We start from the raw sequence: 16,521 nt of genomic DNA on the forward strand, positions 1-16,521 counted from the left end.
CCCAACATGGTAAGGTCAAGCGACTAGCCGAGCAGGGAGATGACATCGCCGTGAATATAGGACAGGTCGCGCAGGCGTCAGGCATTTCAGCCAAAATGATCCGCTATTATGAATCGATCGGGCTGTTTCCGCAGGCTGGACGGACCCTGGCCGGCTATCGTAATTACGGCGCGGCCGATGTGAATCGGCTGTGCTTCATCCGCCGGGCGCGGGACCTTGGATTTTCCCTCGACAGTATCCGGGAGCTGCTCAAACTCTGGAGTGACCAGGATCGCCATAGCGCCGATGTCAGATCGCTGGCGCTTGCCCATATGGCGGAACTGGAGGCGCGGGCGGCGGCGTTGGGAGACATGATCAAGACGCTACGTTCGCTGCTGCGCGCCTGCGACGGAGATCAACGGCCGGATTGTCCGATCATGGATGTGCTAGGTGCTGCTCCCTCTCCTGCTTAAAAGCTTGGGTCGCCACTAGGCGAAGGCGCCGGGAGTCCCGGCACACTTCCTAGCGGTCCCGTCGTCTCTATTTGGCGTTCTTTGCGAGCCACGCCTGCATCCAGGCGATTTCGCCCTCCTGCGCCTTGATGATCTCCTGCGCCAGCTTGCGGATCTCGGCATCCTTGCCGTAGGCGAGCACGACCTTGGCCATGTCGATCGCGCCCTGATGATGCGGGATCATGCCGCGCACGAAATCCACCTCGGGATTGCCGGAAAGGGTGATGGCCATGTCCTTATGCATCTTGGCATTGGCGGCTTCGTAAGCCTCGTTGGCATTGCTAGGCGCCGGCTGCGCGGCGGCGCCGTGATGCGCGCCGTGGTCCGCGTTTTGTGCGAGGACCGGCGGAGCCGAGGCCGCGCACAGCGCGAATGCCGAGGCGAGGATCAAGTGATTGCGGGATTTCATGGGAACTCCAAATGTTTGATTTATGGATCAATCGACGGTGAAGCGGGCCTGCGTGGTGTGGCCGTCACTGAAGGTCGTGGACACCACCACGATCGCGCCGCTCGCCAGCGGCGCGTCGAGTTTGGCGACCAGCTTGTTCGGCTCGGCGGGCGCGAGCTGGAGTTGCGCGGTCTTGCCGCCGCTCTGGATGACGGCGCGGCCCTTGCCGCCCGCCGTCGCGAGCGGCTTGTCGGCCTCGTCGGTGGTGTAGATGGTCAGCTCGGCGGGCGTGTGGGTGAACTCCAGGTGATGGCCGGCGATGTCGACCACCTTGCCGCCATTGGGGCCTTTGGCGACCTCATGGGCGTTGGCCGCGACGGTCGCGGTTGCGATGGCGAACGCGACGAGAATGGCTTTGAGCGTCATGGGTTTGCTCCTGTGGTTGGGGTTAAAACGCTTCCGCCGTCTGGGCGGATTGCTGGCCTTCGAGCAGATGTTGCAGCGGGCGCCGGCCGAGTTTCAGAAACAGCACCGGCGTCAGGATGGTGTCGAGCAGGGTCGATGAGATCAGGCCGCCCAGGATCGTCACCGCGACCGGATGCAGGATTTCGGTGCCCGGCTCGCCCGCGCCCATCACCAGCGGAATGAGCGCGAGGCCCGCGCAGAGCGCCGTCATCATGACAGGCGTCAGCCGTTCCAGGCTGCCGCGCAGGATCAGCGCGCGCCCGAAGGTTTCGCCTTCGTGCAGGGCCAGATTGATGTAGTGGCTGATCTTCAGGATGCCGTTGCGGGCGCTGATGCCGGCGAGCGTGATGAAACCCACCATGCTGGCGACCGACAGCGGCTGCCCCGCCAGCCAGAGCGCGGCGACGCTGCCGATCAGCGCCAGCGGGATGTTGGCCATGATGATGCCGGCCAGAACCGCGGAGCGGTAGCGGCTGTAGAGCACAAGGAAGATCAGCGCCAGCGAGATGGCGGAGAGGCCGGCGATCAGGGTTGCCGCGTCCTCCTGCGCCTGGAAGGTGCCTTCGAGCCGCGCGGTGTAGCCCGGCGGCAGGTCGGTCTCGGCGATCAGCTGGCGGATGGTGGCGACGATGGCGGCCATGTCCGAGCCGTCGCTGTTGCCGAAGACGACGATGCGGCGCTGGCCGTTCTCGCGCAAAATCTGGTTCGGACCGTCGGTCTCCTCGATGTCGGCGATCAGGCTGAGCGGGATCGCGCCCGCCGGGGTCGAGACCAGCAGCCCGGCGAGCCCGCCCGCCGAGCGGTCGGTTTCGGCGAGCCGCATGACCACGTCGAAGCGTTTTATGCCGTCGATGACCTCCGAGACCTTGCGCCCGTTCGACAGCGTCTCCAGCGTCTCCGTCAGCGCGGCGGGCGAGACGCCGTGAAGCGCGGCGCGTTCATGATCGACGCGCACCTGAAGCTGCGGAATGCGCACCTGCTTTTCGACCTGAAGATCGACGAGGCCGGGGACACCGGCCAATTGCTGGCGGAAGCGCTCGGCCAGGACGCGCAGCGTATCGCCGTCCTCGCCGAAGATTTTTAGCGCGATCTCGGCGCGGATGCCGGAGAGCAGATGGTCGAGCCGGTGCGAGATCGGCTGGCCGACATTCACCGACGCGGGCAGCAGCGCCAGCCGGGCGCGAATATCGGCGAGCAGCGCGTCCTTGCTGCGCGCGGAGGCGTGCAGATCGACGTCGATCTCGCTGGAATGCACGCCCTCGGCATGTTCGTCGAGCTCGGCGCGGCCGGTGCGGCGGCCGACCGATTTCACGTCGGGCACGCCCAGCAGCAGGCGCTCGGCGGCGAGGCCCAGCCGGTTCGACTCGGCCAGCGAGATGCCGGGGTTGTAGATGACGTTGATGGTCAGCGTGCCCTCGTTGAAGGGCGGCAGGAAGGCGCGCGGCAGCATCGCCGCCGCAACAGCAGCGCCCGACACGCCGATCACGGCGAGCGAGACCAGCAGGCGCGGACGCTCGAAGGCCCAGCCCAGCAGATGGCAGTTGCCCGCCTTCAGGCCGCGGACGACGAGGCCGTCGCGCTCATCGTGGTCGGCGGCGCGGCGGCCCAGGAAATAATAGGCCAGCACTGGCGTCAGCGTGACCGCCGTCACGAGGCTCGCCAGGATCGAGACGATGTAGGCGATGCCGAGCGGCGCGAACAGCCGCCCCTCGATGCCCGACAGCGCGAACAGCGGCACGAACACCAAGACGATGATCATGGTCGCGTAGACGATGCCGGAGCGCACCTCCTGGCTGGCCTTGGCGATCACCTCGAGCACGGGACGCGGCTGCGGCAGATGCCGGTTCTGCTTCAGGCGGCGGATGATGTTTTCGACGTCCACCACCGCGTCATCGACAAGCTCGCCAATGGCGATGGCGAGGCCGCCCAGCGTCATGGTGTTGATGGTCAGCCCCATCGCCTGGAAGACGATGATGGTGACGAGGATAGAGATCGGGATGGCGGTCAGCGAGATGGCGGTCGCCCGCCAGTTCAGCAGGAACAGGAACAGGATGATGGCGACGACGATCCCCGCCTCGACCAGAACGCGCTGCAGATTGGCGAGCGAGGTCTCGATGAAGGTCGCCTGCCGGAACTGCACATTGGTGACGCTGATTCCGGCCGACAGCGTACGCTGCACATCCTCCAGCGTCTTCTCGATGGCGGCGGTCAGCGCGATGGTGTCGGCGCCGGGCTGCTTCTGCACCGAGACGATGACGGCGGGCTTGCCCTGGAAGCCGGCATCGCCGCGCTTCACCCGGGGCGCGAAGGCGACGCTCGCCACCTGCCGCAGCAGCAGCGGCTGCTCGTTGCGGTAGGCGACGACGAGGTTTTGCAGATCGTCGAGCCGGGTCGAAAGGCCGATATTGCGGATCAGAAATTCACGGTTGGACTGGTCGACGAAGCCGCCGCCGGTATTGGCGCCGAACTTGCCGATCGCCGCCTCGATGTCGGCGGGCGTGACGTCCAGCGCCTGCATCAGCGCCGGGTTCGGCGTCACCCGGTATTGCCGCACCTCGCCGCCGATCGGGATGACCTGCGAGACGCCCGGAATGGTCAGCAATTGCGGGCGCAGCACGAAATCGGCGATCTCGCGCAGCGCCATGGGGCTGGCTGTATCGCCCGCGATGCCGATCAGCAGGATTTCGCCCATGATCGAGGTGACCGGCCCCATCTGCGGCATGATGCCGGCCGGCAGTTGGCTTTGCAGCGTCGCGAGGCGTTCGGCGACGAGCTGGCGGTTGCGGTAGATGTCGGTGCCCCAGTCGAACTCGACATAGACGATGGAGAGGCCGACGCCCGACACCGAGCGCACGCGCGTCACCCCCGGCATGCCGTTCATGGTGGTCTCGACCGGGTAGGTGACGAGTTGCTCCACTTCCGGCGGCGCGAGGCCCTCGGCTTCCGTCATCAGCGTGATGGTCGGCTTGTTGAGGTCGGGGAAAACATCGACGGGGATGCGCGGCAGGATGAAGCTGCCATAGGCGATGAGCATCACGGCGGCCGCGATCACGAACAGCCGGTTGCGCAGGCTGGCGCTGACGAGGAAATTGAACATGGACCGCTCCTACCGCACCTGATTGAGGATTTCGGCGGAGCGCACCACGATGCGCGCGCCCGCCTCGATGCCGGCCAGGATCAGCACCCGCTCGCCATCGACCGGCTCGGTCCGCACCAGCCGGGGGATGAACCGCTCCGGTTCCAGATGCTCGAAGACCAGCGTTTCGCCATTGGCGCCGCGCACGACGGCATCCCTAGGCACGACCTTGCCGGTGATGGTCCGGTCGCGCTGGGCGAGCACCGTCAGCGGCATGCCCAGACTCAGGTTGGCCGGGCCTTCGACGGAGAATTGCAGCTGGATCGCGTGCTGCTGGAGCGCGCGGCCCTTGCCCTCGAGCGCCAGCTTCAGGATTTTGCCATCTTCCAGGACGGCATGGCCGCCGGTGATCGCCTCCGCATTGCGCGGATCGAAGGCCAGCGCTTCCACCCAGAAGCCGGCTGGGTCGATGATCTGGAAGAGCACGTCGCGCGCTTCGACGACCTGGCCGGCGACCATGCGCGTCGAGGCGATGATGCCGGCGACGGGCGCGCGCAGCACCTCGCGCTCGCGCTGCGTCGATGTCAGCGACGCGCGGCGGCGCTGGAGACCGTCGAGCTCCGTCCGCGCATCGTCGAGCTGGGCTTGCGCGACGGCGTTGGTGGCGATGAGCTGCTCGTAGCGCTTGAGCTTGGCTTCGGCGAGGGCGATCTGCTGGTCGATCTCGCCGGAGCGCTCGGCGAGGTCGGAATAATCGCCCCGCGCCAGTGGCGGCTCCACCTCGGCCAGGATCTGGCCTTTTGCGACGGCCGCGCCGAGCTTGGACAGCCCGCCTTCAGGGGCAAAGATCCGACCGCCATTGATGCTTTGCACGAGGCCGGAGCGGTTCGGGTCGGCGATGACGCGGCCGATGAAGCGGACGCCGGGTTGCACGCTGGCGGATGTCACGATGGCGGTGCGCACCTCCAGCAGCCGCTGCGTCGGCTTCGGCACGAAGAGCGAGCCGTCTTCGAGGCGGCGCGGCACATCGCCGGCGAGCGCGGCTGGGGCGGCCGAGCCCGCGCTGTGGTCGTGGCCTTCATGGGCGGATGTGGGAGGCGGGGCAAGCGATGCGCCGAGGATCAGTACGACGGCAATGCCGGTCGCCTGTCCGCGCCCGCCGCGCAGCAGCAGGCCGAGGAGCAGGCCGCCGAGGAACAGGCCGAGCCCGTAGCTCCATGCCAGGAGCCCGGCGCGCTGAAACCCATCGCCGCCGCCATTTTCGGCAGAGCCCTCAATCCGCGAGTCGGGAATCGTGAGCGTGCCGATCAGCAGATCGTCGCCCGCCCCGCCCGTGATGCTGGCGATGACTTCATATTGGCCGGGCGTGCGCAGCGGTCCCCCTTCGACGACATAAGTGCCGCCGGGACCCGGCCTGGCGTCGAGTTGAGCATCGCCGACGCCGAGCGAGATCGTCGCATCGGCGACCGGCGCGTTGTCGGCCGTGCGGTCAAGAAAGATGGTCAGATCGCCGTCCTTCAGCAGGGCGACGAATTGATAGGTCTCCGATTGCAACACCAGCTTGGGCGAAGCGGCCTGTGGAAGCGCGGCCGGCGTTTCGGCGTGGTCGTGCCCCTCATGGGCAGCGACCGGGGCCAAAAGGCTGGCGGCAAGCGCAATGGCAGCGAATGCCACGCGCCCGGCCCGCGCGAAAGCGCGCGAATAACGGCGAAATGTCGTCATGCTGATCCGTAATATTCCTGAGTCCAACGCGCGATAGCGAACGCGGCGCGGCTCAAGCGACCCGCGCGCGTCTAGGCGGCGTGCTCGGGCATCCGGGGAGGGCGGAACAATCCGGCCAGCCGCGCGCCGTCATGCAGACCGGTCAGCGGCAGGGGAGCGACCATGATCGCCGTCAAGAGGGGCTTGCAGCTCATGGCTAGCGGCAGAGTGGCTGCCGAGCAGAACCAGCCGCAGCATCCGCTGCCATGCGATGCGGCAGCAGGGTCGGCGCTGGGCGTTGAGGAGCCATGGTCATGCGGCGCTGACGCCTGGGCGTCATGATCGTGATCGTCGGCATGGTCGTGGCCGGCGCCACCAAGCGCTTGCGGCGCGGCGGAGTGATCGCAATCGGCATGGTCGTGCGGCGGCTCCGCGTGGACGCTCACCGATTGCGCGGCGACCAAAATGCCGAGCAGCAGAACGGCGGCTCTGGCCGTCAATCCACAGATCCTCAGCATCCTCATCACGCGCATGATCACCAGCTGCACTGCGGAGGCGCACTCAGCCTATCCAACCGCTTTCATACCGGAAGGGGGTATCGTCGCGCAAGACCCTATCGCCTTCGCGGCGGGAAAGCACTGCCGCCGATTGATGCAGCGCAATGCTCCCCAATCTATTGGATATACGATTTTCCTTAACGCGCAGGGCGAGAGCATCGTCGATTCAGGCGGCTCGCCCTGCCGCGATCAAGGAGGCGACGATGACAAGAAAAGCGATGCTCGCAGCGGCAATCCTGGCGATGGGCCTGGCCGCGGGCGCCGGTTCCGCGCTCACGCAGCAGCGCGGCCCCGGCTTCATGATGGGCGAGGGCTGGGGACGCGGCATGATGGGCCGCGAGGGACATATGGGCCCGCGCGGCATGATGGGGATGGGCGGCTGCCCGATGATGGCCTTTGACGACGATGGCGAGACGGCAACCTTCGCCGCAGGCCGCATCGCCTTCCTGAAAGCCGAACTCGGCATCACCGACGCGCAGAAAGACGTATGGGACGCTTACGCCTTGGCACTCCAGGCCAACCTCGACAGCATGCGCGGCATGCATCTGACCATGCAGTCGGTGTTCGAGGCGAAAACGCCCGTCGAGCGTCTCGACGCCCAGCTTGCGGCGATGGACGGCCGGGTGAACGCGCTGAAGCAGATCAGATCGCCTCTGGCCAAGCTGTACGAGGCGCTGGGCGGCGAGCAGCGCAAGAAGGCCGACGATGTGCTGACCGGCATGGGCTGCATGATGTAGCGGCGGGGTGGCGTCACCTCACATACCCTCTCAGCCGATTGTAGGCCGCGGCCTGCTGCTGGCTCAGAAGGTCCCTGGTATGGAGGTGAGCGACGAGGTGCGTCTGGCGAAGTGCCGATTGCGCGGCACCAATCTGGCCCAGCGCCACACCGAGCGACTGCGGATCGATCTTGCCGGTCGCGAACAGCGCGTTGAGTCTCGTCTCCGCCTCTATCAGTGCGGTGCCTGCCGAAATCGCGCTGTCTTGCATGGACTTGAATAGGCTTGCCACCTTCGCGCGCTGGTCCGGCGTGAGGTGCAAAGCGTCCGCGTGTTCGAGCACATGCATCGGACCGGGATAGCCATTCAACTCGGCCGCCAAAGCGAGCCCCATGCCCCGGCCCGCCCTCAGCTCGGCCAATTGCTGATCCGACAGCGCTTTGATGGGCCGGTTTTCGAGGCCTGCGTATGGCTGGTGATGCCCATGCTGGCCTGCTCCGTGCTGTTGGGCCTGGAGCGGGCCGAGCGTCAGGGCGAAAGCCGCAGCGCAAATGATGAGCATCCGTATCACGGTCGAAGCCCTTCCTGTCAGCAGTTGGAGAGCCAGGACTTGCCAGATTTCGCGCTTTGCCGACATGATAGCGATCATGTCCCGATGTCTCGCTGAACGGTTCGCTCAACTGTCACCGCGTCCGATCGCCTTAGCCGCGGGCGAGACGCTGTTTCGCTGCGGCGACCGTGTGGCGAGGGTCTTCCTCGTGACGGACGGAGCGGTTCGGCTCGAGCGGGCCACCCACGCTGGCGTGCGCCTGATCCTGCAGCGGGCCGTTGCGGGCGAGATCGTCGCCGAGGCCTCATGCTTCGCCGCCCGCTACCACTGCGATGCCGTTGCCGCGTCGTCGAGCCGGTTGGCATACGTGCCGCTGAAACGGTTCAGGCAGGCCTGCGCGCTCGATCCGGCGCTGTTGTCGGCGTTCGCGCAGCATCTGGCCGCGCAGGTTCAGGAGGCCAGGGCGCGGGCTGAAATCCTGGCACTGAAAACCGTCGCGTCACGCCTGGACGCGTGGCTGTCCCTGCGCGATGGCGCCTTGCCGCAGAAGGGTCAGTGGCGCGACCTTGCCGACGCGCTGGCGGTGACGCCGGAGGCGCTCTATCGCGAACTCGCAAGCAGGCGGCGTTGAAAACATTGCCCGCTCAATGCCTGCGTGGTGCATGTCTGGCACGTGCGGATGCTTGTAGCGCAAGGGCGCGTGGCGATCGCCCCCATATCAGAAGTTTCACGGACTTGACCTCGCCCCAATCGAACGCTAGCTAACGATTATGGTCCCTGCTGGGTGCAATGCACTTCTCCGGCTATTTATCGCTGTTGCGCTTATCCTCAGCACGATCCCGCATTCCCATTCGGCGGCCGCGGCAAATCACGCTGCCGCTCATGTCGAGAGCGCGGCTGGCTCACACAGCCACGATGAAGACGCCGAAAGCGGTCACGATCATGACGACGAGACCGATGACCAGCACGACCCGGACCATGCCCGGCACCACAAGTTCGTAGATCACATCCACGATAAGCCGTTCCCCCCAAGCGTCACCGCAATGCCCCGCCCGCAGGCCCAGACGCGCTGGTCGCTACTCGTCCAGAAACGCGCCGCTGACGCAGGCATCTGCCGGCTCGATCGACCGCCGCGCAAAGACCTCCTCATCTGATTCTCGCGCCGCTCATCGCGGCCGGCTGCCATTTCGAATTTAGGATGCTTCATGCTGCCCGACGCTCATCCGCGCCAGGGAGACCCGCCGTCGCAGAACGCGCGACGGTTGGTCATCCCCTTGGCCGCCACACTGCTTTGTCTGGCTCTCACAGGCTTTATCTCGGAAGCGTTCGCCCATGGCGTCGCCACCGGCGATAAGGGCTATATCCAGGAAATCACCGGCGTCCATCTCGTCGCCTTCATGTATCTCGGCGCCAAGCACATGGTGACCGGCTACGATCACCTGCTGTTTCTGTTCGGCGTGATCTTCTTCCTCTACCGGATGAAGGATATCGGGATTTACGTCACGCTGTTCGCCATCGGGCATTCGACGACGATGCTGGCCGGCGTCTATTTCGGAACCAGCGTCAGCTCCTATCTGATCGACGCGATCATCGGGTTTTCGGTGGTCTACAAGGCGCTCGACAATATGGGCGCCTATCAGCGCTGGTTCGGCTTCCAGCCCAACACCAAGGCGGCGACGCTGATCTTCGGCTTCTTCCACGGCTTCGGCCTGGCGACGAAGATCCAGGAGTTTGACCTGTCGCGCGACGGGCTAATTCCAAACCTGCTCGCCTTCAATGTCGGGGTCGAACTCGGCCAGTTGCTCGCCCTCGGCGCCATCCTCATTCTGATGGGCTATTGGCGCGGAACGATCAGCTTCTTCCGGCATGCTTACACCGCCAATGTCGTCATGATGACCGCTGGTTTCGTCCTTATCGGAACGCAGCTCACCGGCTATTTCGTCGCTTAAATCAGAGGATCTCCTGAATGTACAATTCCGACCTTCCCACCCGCGCCGAGCTGCCGACATCGCGTCAGCTTCTGCGCTCGACCTTCATAGCTCTCGCGACAGCGTGCCTGCTGCTCGTCACCATCGTGTTGCCTGCCGAGTACGGCATCGATCCGACCGGCGCCGGGCAGGCTCTCGGCCTGAAGCAGATGGGAGACATCAAGACGCAGCTTTATCAGGAAGCCATCGACGACGCGGCGACCGACGCCAAGAAAGCCAAGCCGGATCAGCGCTCCAGCCTTTGGGACGCGATCATCTCTGAAATGATTATCGGCACGGCTCATGCGCAGGCTGCACCCGCTGTCCGCACGGACGAGACATCCGTGACGCTGCAGCCAGGTGAAGGCGTAGAAGTGAAAGCCGCGCTGACCAAGGGCCAGAAGATCACCTATTCCTGGAAAACCGACGGCGGCAAGGTGAACCACGATACCCATGGCGAGCCGCACAACAATCCCAATGCCACCACGAGCTACAAGAAGGATCGCGGCGTCACCGGCGATGAGGGCGTGCTGACGGCGGCGTTTGACGGCAATCACGGCTGGTTCTGGCGCAATCGCGGCTCGGCGCCGGTCACGGTGACGCTCAAGACAAGCGGCGATTACACCGAGATCAAGCGCCTTAAATAGGCCAGGCAGGCAGCCGCCACGAAACCGGCGGCTGCTGCTCAGCCCCAGGAAAAAGCCGTGCTCGAACCGCTCCGCAACCGCACCTACCGCCAGCTCTTCGCCGCGCAGGTCATCGCCCTGGTCGGGACAGGATTGCTCACGGTTGCGCTCGGCCTGCTCGCCTATGAGTTGGCCGGTGGCGATGGGGGTGCGGTGCTCGGCACGGCGCTCGCGATCAAGATGATCGCCTATGTCGGGGTGTCGCCGATCGCCGGTGCGGTCGCGGGACTGCTGCCGCGCCGTGCCATGCTGGTCGCTCTCGATCTGGCCCGCGCGGCCGTTGCCTTGTGCCTGCCCTTCGTCGATCAGGTCTGGCAGATTTATGCGTTGATTTTCATCCTGCAATCGGCGTCGGCGGCCTTCACGCCGACCTTCCAGGCGACCATCCCGGACATCCTGCCCGACGAGAACGATTACACCAAAGCGCTGTCGCTCTCACGGCTTGCCTATGATCTGGAAACGCTGCTCAGCCCGGCGCTCGCCGCCGCGCTGTTGACGATGATGAGCTTCCACAACCTGTTTGCGGGCACGGCGCTCGGATTCCTGGTGTCGGCGGCGTTCGTGCTCTCGGTTGCTCTGCCACAGCCGAAGCCGACGCAGGCGATGAGTTTTGCCCAGCGGCTGACGCGAGGCGCGCGGATCTATCTCGCGACGCCGCGGCTGCAAGGATTGCTGGCACTCAATCTCGCGGCGGCGGCGGGGGTGGCGATCGTGTTCGTGAACACTGTGGTGATCGTTCGCGACCGGCTGGCGCTCGGCGACGGTGAAGTCGCCATCACCCTCGCGGCCTTCGGCTTTGGCTCGATGGCGGCCGCCTTTGCCCTGCCGCGGCTGCTGGAAAGACTCCCTGACCGAGCAGTGATGCTCAGTGGTGCGGGGTTGCTGATCCCGCCGCTGCTGGGTGCGGCCTTCGCGCTACGGCAGATTGAAGGCGCCGATGCCTGGTCCGCGATCCTGATCGCTTGGCCCATCCTGGGCGCCGCCTATGCCATGGTGGTGACGCCGGCCGGGCGCCTGCTGCGGCGCTCGGCGCGGGACGCAGACAGGCCCGCCCTCTTTGCCGCCCAATTCGCGCTCAGCCATGCGTGCTGGCTTGTGACCTATCCGATGGCGGGATGGCTTGGCGCGATCGTCGGCTTGCCCCTCACCCTCATTGCCCACGCGGGCGTTGTCCTATTTGCATCGGCGCTCGCCCTTCGGCTATGGCCTGCCAACGACCCAGACATCGTGGAGCACGTCCACGCCGATCTGCCGCCGTCCCACCCGCATGTTCGCGAGCAGGGCGGACCGCGCCACGCCCATATCTTCGTCATCGACGAATTGCATCGCCGCTGGCCAGCCTGATTTCATCCCCTCGATATCATCAGCCAGACGCCCGACCCAACGATGGCCGCGCCGCTTAAGGCTTCGGCGATCCGTCCCAAGCGCTGACGCCACGCAGCGCTGTGCACGAGAAGTGCAAAGAACCGTTCGCGGAGCAGAATCGCGGCGAGGGCAAAGGCCGCGACCGTTGCAATCATTCCGGCGGCCATCGCGGCCGTGACGATCAAGCCGGCCAGCACAATCCCATTCCCTACCGCGTACACCATGATGAAGGTCGTGAGCGGACAGGGCACGAACCCGGCCGCGATCGCAACGGCACGGCTGTCGTGCGCATGCGCGTGATCGTGGCCCCGCAGCGCGCGATAGAGCACCCACAGGCCGATGGCGACGATCAGCACCGAACTGGCGGCGTTGAATGCAGGCGCCCGCCCCGCGGCGGCAAAGCTGCGCTCGATCACAATGTAGCCCGCGAGCACGAAGACGACGGCCATGCCGACATGGGTCAGCACCAGGAGAGCGCTTGTCGCGACGCCGCCAAGCATCCGCCCCGGACGGCCGAGATAGTAGGATACGATCACGCTCTTGCCGTGGCCGGGCATCAGCGCATGGATCAGCCCGAACAAAGCGGCGAATCCCATCGCAAGGGCGAGCTTTTCCGGATCGGCCCCGGCGGCGACGGTTTTCAGGCCGCCAATGGCTCCGCCGTAAAGCCAGCGCTGCATTTCGGAAAGAAACATGATGCGGATTATGGAATTGGCGGTGTCTTAATTGAGGCGGTCGGCCCGACTGCTTTGCTCCGCCGCATCTCATCCTGCTCCCAGCTGCGCAATGGCAATGCCGACAATTGCGCAGACCGCCAGCGTCGGCAGCATACCCGTCTTGAAGCGCAACATTGCGATCATCGCTCCGGCGGCGAGAAGCGCCGTGCGCCAGTCGAGCGAGGCAAAAACCGGCAGGTCGAGCGTGATCCCGAACAGATCGAGCCCTCGCATCTCACGAAACAGCACATGCAGCGCGAACCACAAGGTCAAGTTCATGATGACGCCCACGACGGCGGCCGTGATGGCGGCGAGCGCTGCCGAGATCGCCTTATTGCTGCGGAGCGCTTCAACATAGGGCGCGCCCAGGAAGATCCAGAGAAAGCACGGTGCGAAGGTCACCCAGACCGTCAGCAGCGCACCAAGACATCCGGCGAGCAGCGGATCGAGGCCCCATGGAGCGCGATAGCCCGCCAGAAAGCCGACGAACTGCAGGACAAGGATTAGGGGCCCCGGCGTTGTCTCCGCCAGCCCCAGGCCGTCGACCATCTCGCCGGGAGCAAGCCAGCCAAAGCCCTCGACGGCGGCTTGGGCGACATAGGCGAGCACGGCATAGGCACCGCCGAACGTGACGACCGCCATCGTGCTGAAAAAGGCGCCCATCTGAGTCCACACGCTCGACGAGCCGGTCAGCAGCCAAACCAGCAGGACGGGGCCGAGCCAGATCGGCAACCACACGGCAAGGACCCGGACGGCGCGTCGCCAGGACGGGTCGGAATGGGCAAGGGCGCCGCGCTCGAACATGAGATCGATCACGCCCTTCGCCTCTGGGGCCGGCTTATTGGTGCCATGCCCTCCCGTCGTGAAAAGCCCAGGCGCTCGGCGGCTGCCGATCCAGCCGGCAAGACCGGCGAGCAGGATGATCAGCGGAAACGGCAGATGCAAAAGGTAAATGCCGGCGAATGCCGCAATGGCAGTCGCCACCATCGCAGCATTCTTCAGGGCACGCCGTCCGATCCGCAAGAGCGCCTCGACGACCACCGCGAGGACCGCTGCCTTCACCCCAAGGAAGACCGCGGCGAGCAGCGGCAAGTCGTGATAAAGCGCGTATAGGATGCTGAGTGCCAGCATGACCAAAGCGCCCGGCAGGACGAACAATATGCCAGCGACAAGACCGCCCGCCGTGCGATGCATCAGCCAGCCGATGTAGATCGCAAGCTGTTGCGCCTCCGGCCCCGGCAGCAGCATGCAATAGTTCAGGGCATGGAGGAAACGCTGCTCGCCGATCCAGCGCCGCTCTTCGACCAGTTCCTTATGCATCAGCGCGATCTGGCCCGCCGGGCCGCCGAAACTGAGAAGCCCGATCCTGGCCCACACCTTCGTCGCCTCGGCGAAGCGCGGCGCTGACGGCGTTGCAGCAGCGGGCGCCTCCGCGGTCGTTGCGATCGTTGACATCATTGCCGCCTCACGCCTGCTTCTGCGGAGAGGGCCAATTATGCGTCTCCTCTACCGCGTCACGGCACCACCGGTAGAAGGCATCGTAGAGCAGCATCCCGGCTTCGAGCTGCTGGAGGTCGTCACGGAACATCCGCGAGAGGCCGAGCGATGCCGCAAGGAAACCGGCAGCTTGCGGTGCGAGATCGAGCCGCGCCGTGTCTGCGGCCCGTACGATTGTCGCCAGGCGATCGAGCGGTTCCGATGCCAGGCCAAACTCCTCGATCATCACGTCGAAGGTGCAGCGTTCGCCGCGATGACTCCAGAAAGCACCTTCAATGTCGAAGGCCGTTGCGCCGAAGCGCTCAGCCACCGCGAACACCTCACTTGCGGCAACGAATAGGAAGACGGCGTGCGGGTCGATGAAGCGACGGATCAGCCAGGGACAGGCGATGCGGTCCACCTTTGGACGGGCGCGCGTGACCCAAACCGTTCGCCCCGCCTCGTCCTTGTGAGGAAGTTTGTCGGTTTTCGCGAGGAGTCCGCCTGCCGCCTTCCACGCTTCGAAACCGCCTTCGAGTGTCTCCGCCGGAACGCCTGCGTGGCGCAGCCAAGCAGCCACACCCTCGCTCAGTTTCAATCCTTTTTGGCAGACAATAACGGCATGCTGGCCGGAGAGCGCGCTGGCCCATGCTCCCACATTCTGGAAATCGCGGCGCTGCGCAGCCGGCAGCAACCGAGGGTCATTATCAAAATCTTCCGCGACGCGAACGTCAATGATGACAGGCGCGTTCGGTTGACCGATAAGGCGAGAAAGTTGAGACGTGGATATCTGGTTGTTCGACGGCATGAGCGTCCATCCCTTTTGGCCGGGAGATTGGACGCGATCTTTGGGCTGCCGCCTCACGGGGTAATCGCGGATAAACCCCTAGCCGGAATAGTATCCGGAAGCTGGGATGGCTGCAATCTCGTATGCATTTTTGCTGCGCGGCGAAGTTTGCTCGCTTCCAAAGCGTGCGTTGGAGGCGTGCTGCGCGAGGCACTTGACCACAACGGTTCAGGGCGATTCCGCGCAACTCTGGCCGGCGACTTTAGCAAGGCGTCAGAGGAAAGCGTCCCTACCGTCCCGTCCGTTCCGCGATCTCGAATATCCTTTGAACAAAAGGGATTAGGGTGGGACGAATTGGCGGACACAAGTGTTGCAATTTCCTGTCCCAGATTGCCCGGCTGCGCCTTAAGCCTTGCGATCTCGCCAGGAAACGATAACGGAATACCGCCTGGACTGGCCGGTCGCCCGCGACCACGGAATGCTCCAGGTGGAGGCGACCTTCGGCGGCGCATTCCTCGGCTTTACCACCATCCCCAACGCCGCTTACGCTGTTCTGGTGCGGCGGAGCGATCGACAAACACAGCGGCAGCCGCGCGGATAGCAGCAATTTCTGCTTCGTCGGCAACGACCTTCAGCGCTGTGTGGAATTCATACTGGAGCAGTGCCGCCCGCGAACCGTTCCTAAGGGTCACCACCCCGCGGAAAACAGCCTCTCCCAGATTGTAGCCGTCAAAGAATTTAAACACCCGCCCTTCGTCTTTTGGATTAAAGGTAGCGTTCCGCTCGGCAATGAAGCCGAGGATCGCCACATTTACCCCACCTCGGTCACGGATAGCCCGCAGGTCCTTGCGGAGGACTTCGTGTCGCGGATCAGCAAAGTGAATATTGACACCATACGCAACGGCCATCTGGACCATAGCCTCATTCAAGGCTTCTGCACCAGACACGCGCATCGGATGGCCCGGATAGGTAGCCTTATAGAGGGCGAGCTGGAGCAAGACGGCGAATGGAGATTGTCGGTCAGCGTCAATCGAACCACCTCGATTTGCAACCTTGCCACCATCCAGCAGGCTATAGATCACATCCCCGTTGGCGCCGATGCTCGGCTGGAATTCTTCGACAATGGCCATCCGCGCTTCAGCGGCCGGATCATGATAGGCAACTGCCTTCACTGCCTTGCTAAAACGCCCCTCGCGCTCGCGCAGAATCGACAATGCCTCTCGGTCTCCGTGAGCCGCTTTTTCCCTCAAAAATTTGATCCAGTTCGGCAGCTCATGCGTGCGGTTCGCATTCTCGCACGCCGCATGTGCTTCGTCCCTCCAGCTATTCAGTTTGATCTGGAGCGCGAGTTCGAGCTTCGCTAGCTCCGAACGCTTTCCGGCCCCAGTTAAGGCGTGGGTGCCTACCGTGTCGTCCCGGCAGACCCTGTAACTATGATTGGCGGCCTTCTGTTTGGCTTGGTGTCGCTCCTCGATGTCCGCGATCGCGCGCTCTCTCGCAGCAGATGCGTCCGCGCGACGCCGCTGGTATTCAGTCCACAGCCGGTCAACGTCCTTCCCGCTATGCAACGCTAGCCACCA

The 16,521-nt window shown here is 64.7% G+C and carries 16 protein-coding genes; 6 read left to right on the forward strand and 10 right to left on the reverse strand.

Annotated elements, in window-relative coordinates:
• Window positions 1-50 precede the first annotated feature (50 nt).
• On the forward strand, window positions 51-452 hold the full coding sequence (cueR, locus tag BLEFHOIH_RS16155; RefSeq protein WP_088347053.1) for a Cu(I)-responsive transcriptional regulator: 402 nt from the start codon (window positions 51-53) through the stop codon (window positions 450-452).
• Between the two features lie 67 nt (window positions 453-519).
• Here the strand turns inward: cueR and BLEFHOIH_RS16160 are convergent, their stop codons facing one another.
• The 5 genes from BLEFHOIH_RS16160 to BLEFHOIH_RS16180 all read right to left on the reverse strand — a co-directional run bounded on the left by BLEFHOIH_RS16160 (window position 520) and on the right by BLEFHOIH_RS16180 (window position 6,621).
• Window positions 520-900 carry a DUF305 domain-containing protein gene (locus BLEFHOIH_RS16160; RefSeq protein ID WP_088347054.1) on the reverse strand — a complete coding sequence of 127 codons (381 nt, stop codon included), beginning with the start codon at window positions 898-900 and terminating at the stop codon, window positions 520-522.
• A gap of 27 nt (window positions 901-927) precedes the next feature.
• On the reverse strand, window positions 928-1,305 hold the full coding sequence (locus tag BLEFHOIH_RS16165) for a hypothetical protein (protein ID WP_088347055.1): 378 nt from the start codon (window positions 1,303-1,305) through the stop codon (window positions 928-930).
• A 22-nt stretch (window positions 1,306-1,327) separates the two neighbouring features.
• Window positions 1,328-4,441: an efflux RND transporter permease subunit gene (locus BLEFHOIH_RS16170; RefSeq protein ID WP_088347056.1), complete on the reverse strand. Its 3,114-nt coding sequence runs from the start codon at window positions 4,439-4,441 to the stop codon at window positions 1,328-1,330.
• A gap of 9 nt (window positions 4,442-4,450) precedes the next feature.
• The gene (locus tag BLEFHOIH_RS16175) at window positions 4,451-6,142 is read right to left on the reverse strand and encodes an HlyD family efflux transporter periplasmic adaptor subunit (protein WP_088347057.1); all 1,692 of its coding nucleotides are present in this window, start codon (window positions 6,140-6,142) and stop codon (window positions 4,451-4,453) included.
• A gap of 71 nt (window positions 6,143-6,213) precedes the next feature.
• Window positions 6,214-6,621, reverse strand: coding sequence for a hypothetical protein (locus BLEFHOIH_RS16180; RefSeq protein WP_125461749.1), 408 nt, complete (start codon window positions 6,619-6,621; stop codon window positions 6,214-6,216).
• Window positions 6,622-6,881: 260 nt separating this feature from the next.
• On the opposite strand from BLEFHOIH_RS16180, the gene BLEFHOIH_RS16185 reads away from it, so the two are divergent.
• On the forward strand, window positions 6,882-7,415 hold the full coding sequence (locus BLEFHOIH_RS16185; protein ID WP_170937195.1) for a Spy/CpxP family protein refolding chaperone: 534 nt from the start codon (window positions 6,882-6,884) through the stop codon (window positions 7,413-7,415).
• A 13-nt stretch (window positions 7,416-7,428) separates the two neighbouring features.
• On the opposite strand, the gene BLEFHOIH_RS16190 is transcribed toward BLEFHOIH_RS16185, so the two are convergent.
• Entirely contained in the window at window positions 7,429-8,043 is a 615-nt protein-coding gene (locus BLEFHOIH_RS16190; RefSeq protein ID WP_088347060.1) for a periplasmic heavy metal sensor, read from the reverse strand.
• Between BLEFHOIH_RS16190 and BLEFHOIH_RS16195 the strand changes: the two genes are divergently transcribed.
• The 4 genes from BLEFHOIH_RS16195 to BLEFHOIH_RS16210 all read left to right on the forward strand — a co-directional run bounded on the left by BLEFHOIH_RS16195 (window position 8,030) and on the right by BLEFHOIH_RS16210 (window position 11,941).
• On the forward strand, window positions 8,030-8,575 hold the full coding sequence (locus BLEFHOIH_RS16195; protein ID WP_170937196.1) for a Crp/Fnr family transcriptional regulator: 546 nt from the start codon (window positions 8,030-8,032) through the stop codon (window positions 8,573-8,575). The two genes, BLEFHOIH_RS16190 and BLEFHOIH_RS16195, sit on opposite strands and share 14 nt — an antisense overlap.
• 574 nt (window positions 8,576-9,149) lie before the next feature.
• Window positions 9,150-9,893: a HupE/UreJ family protein gene (locus BLEFHOIH_RS16200; RefSeq protein ID WP_088347061.1), complete on the forward strand. Its 744-nt coding sequence runs from the start codon at window positions 9,150-9,152 to the stop codon at window positions 9,891-9,893.
• 17 nt (window positions 9,894-9,910) lie between these two features.
• Window positions 9,911-10,558, forward strand: a complete 648-nt coding sequence (locus BLEFHOIH_RS16205; RefSeq protein ID WP_088347062.1) for a transmembrane anchor protein — start codon at window positions 9,911-9,913, stop codon at window positions 10,556-10,558.
• Window positions 10,559-10,615: 57 nt separating this feature from the next.
• A complete protein-coding gene (locus tag BLEFHOIH_RS16210; RefSeq protein ID WP_088347063.1) occupies window positions 10,616-11,941 on the forward strand; it encodes an MFS transporter in 1,326 nt (441 codons plus the stop codon).
• Window positions 11,942-11,943: 2 nt separating this feature from the next.
• Here BLEFHOIH_RS16210 and BLEFHOIH_RS16215 read toward each other — a convergent pair whose 3' ends face one another.
• The 4 genes from BLEFHOIH_RS16215 to BLEFHOIH_RS16230 all read right to left on the reverse strand — a co-directional run bounded on the left by BLEFHOIH_RS16215 (window position 11,944) and on the right by BLEFHOIH_RS16230 (window position 16,509).
• Entirely contained in the window at window positions 11,944-12,657 is a 714-nt protein-coding gene (locus tag BLEFHOIH_RS16215) for an ABC transporter permease (RefSeq protein ID WP_088347064.1), read from the reverse strand.
• A 69-nt stretch (window positions 12,658-12,726) separates the two neighbouring features.
• Window positions 12,727-14,133: a chromate efflux transporter gene (gene chrA, locus BLEFHOIH_RS16220; RefSeq protein ID WP_088347094.1), complete on the reverse strand. Its 1,407-nt coding sequence runs from the start codon at window positions 14,131-14,133 to the stop codon at window positions 12,727-12,729.
• Window positions 14,134-14,143: 10 nt separating this feature from the next.
• Window positions 14,144-14,962: a sulfurtransferase/chromate resistance protein gene (locus BLEFHOIH_RS16225; protein WP_088347065.1), complete on the reverse strand. Its 819-nt coding sequence runs from the start codon at window positions 14,960-14,962 to the stop codon at window positions 14,144-14,146.
• Between the two features lie 500 nt (window positions 14,963-15,462).
• Entirely contained in the window at window positions 15,463-16,509 is a 1,047-nt protein-coding gene (locus tag BLEFHOIH_RS16230; protein ID WP_088347066.1) for an LPD7 domain-containing protein, read from the reverse strand.
• Window positions 16,510-16,521: the final 12 nt, after the last annotated feature.

Source organism: Rhodomicrobium sp. R_RK_3, from assembly GCF_002198715.1.
In the GTDB taxonomy this organism is placed as follows: Bacteria; Pseudomonadota; Alphaproteobacteria; order Rhizobiales; family Rhodomicrobiaceae; genus R-RK-3.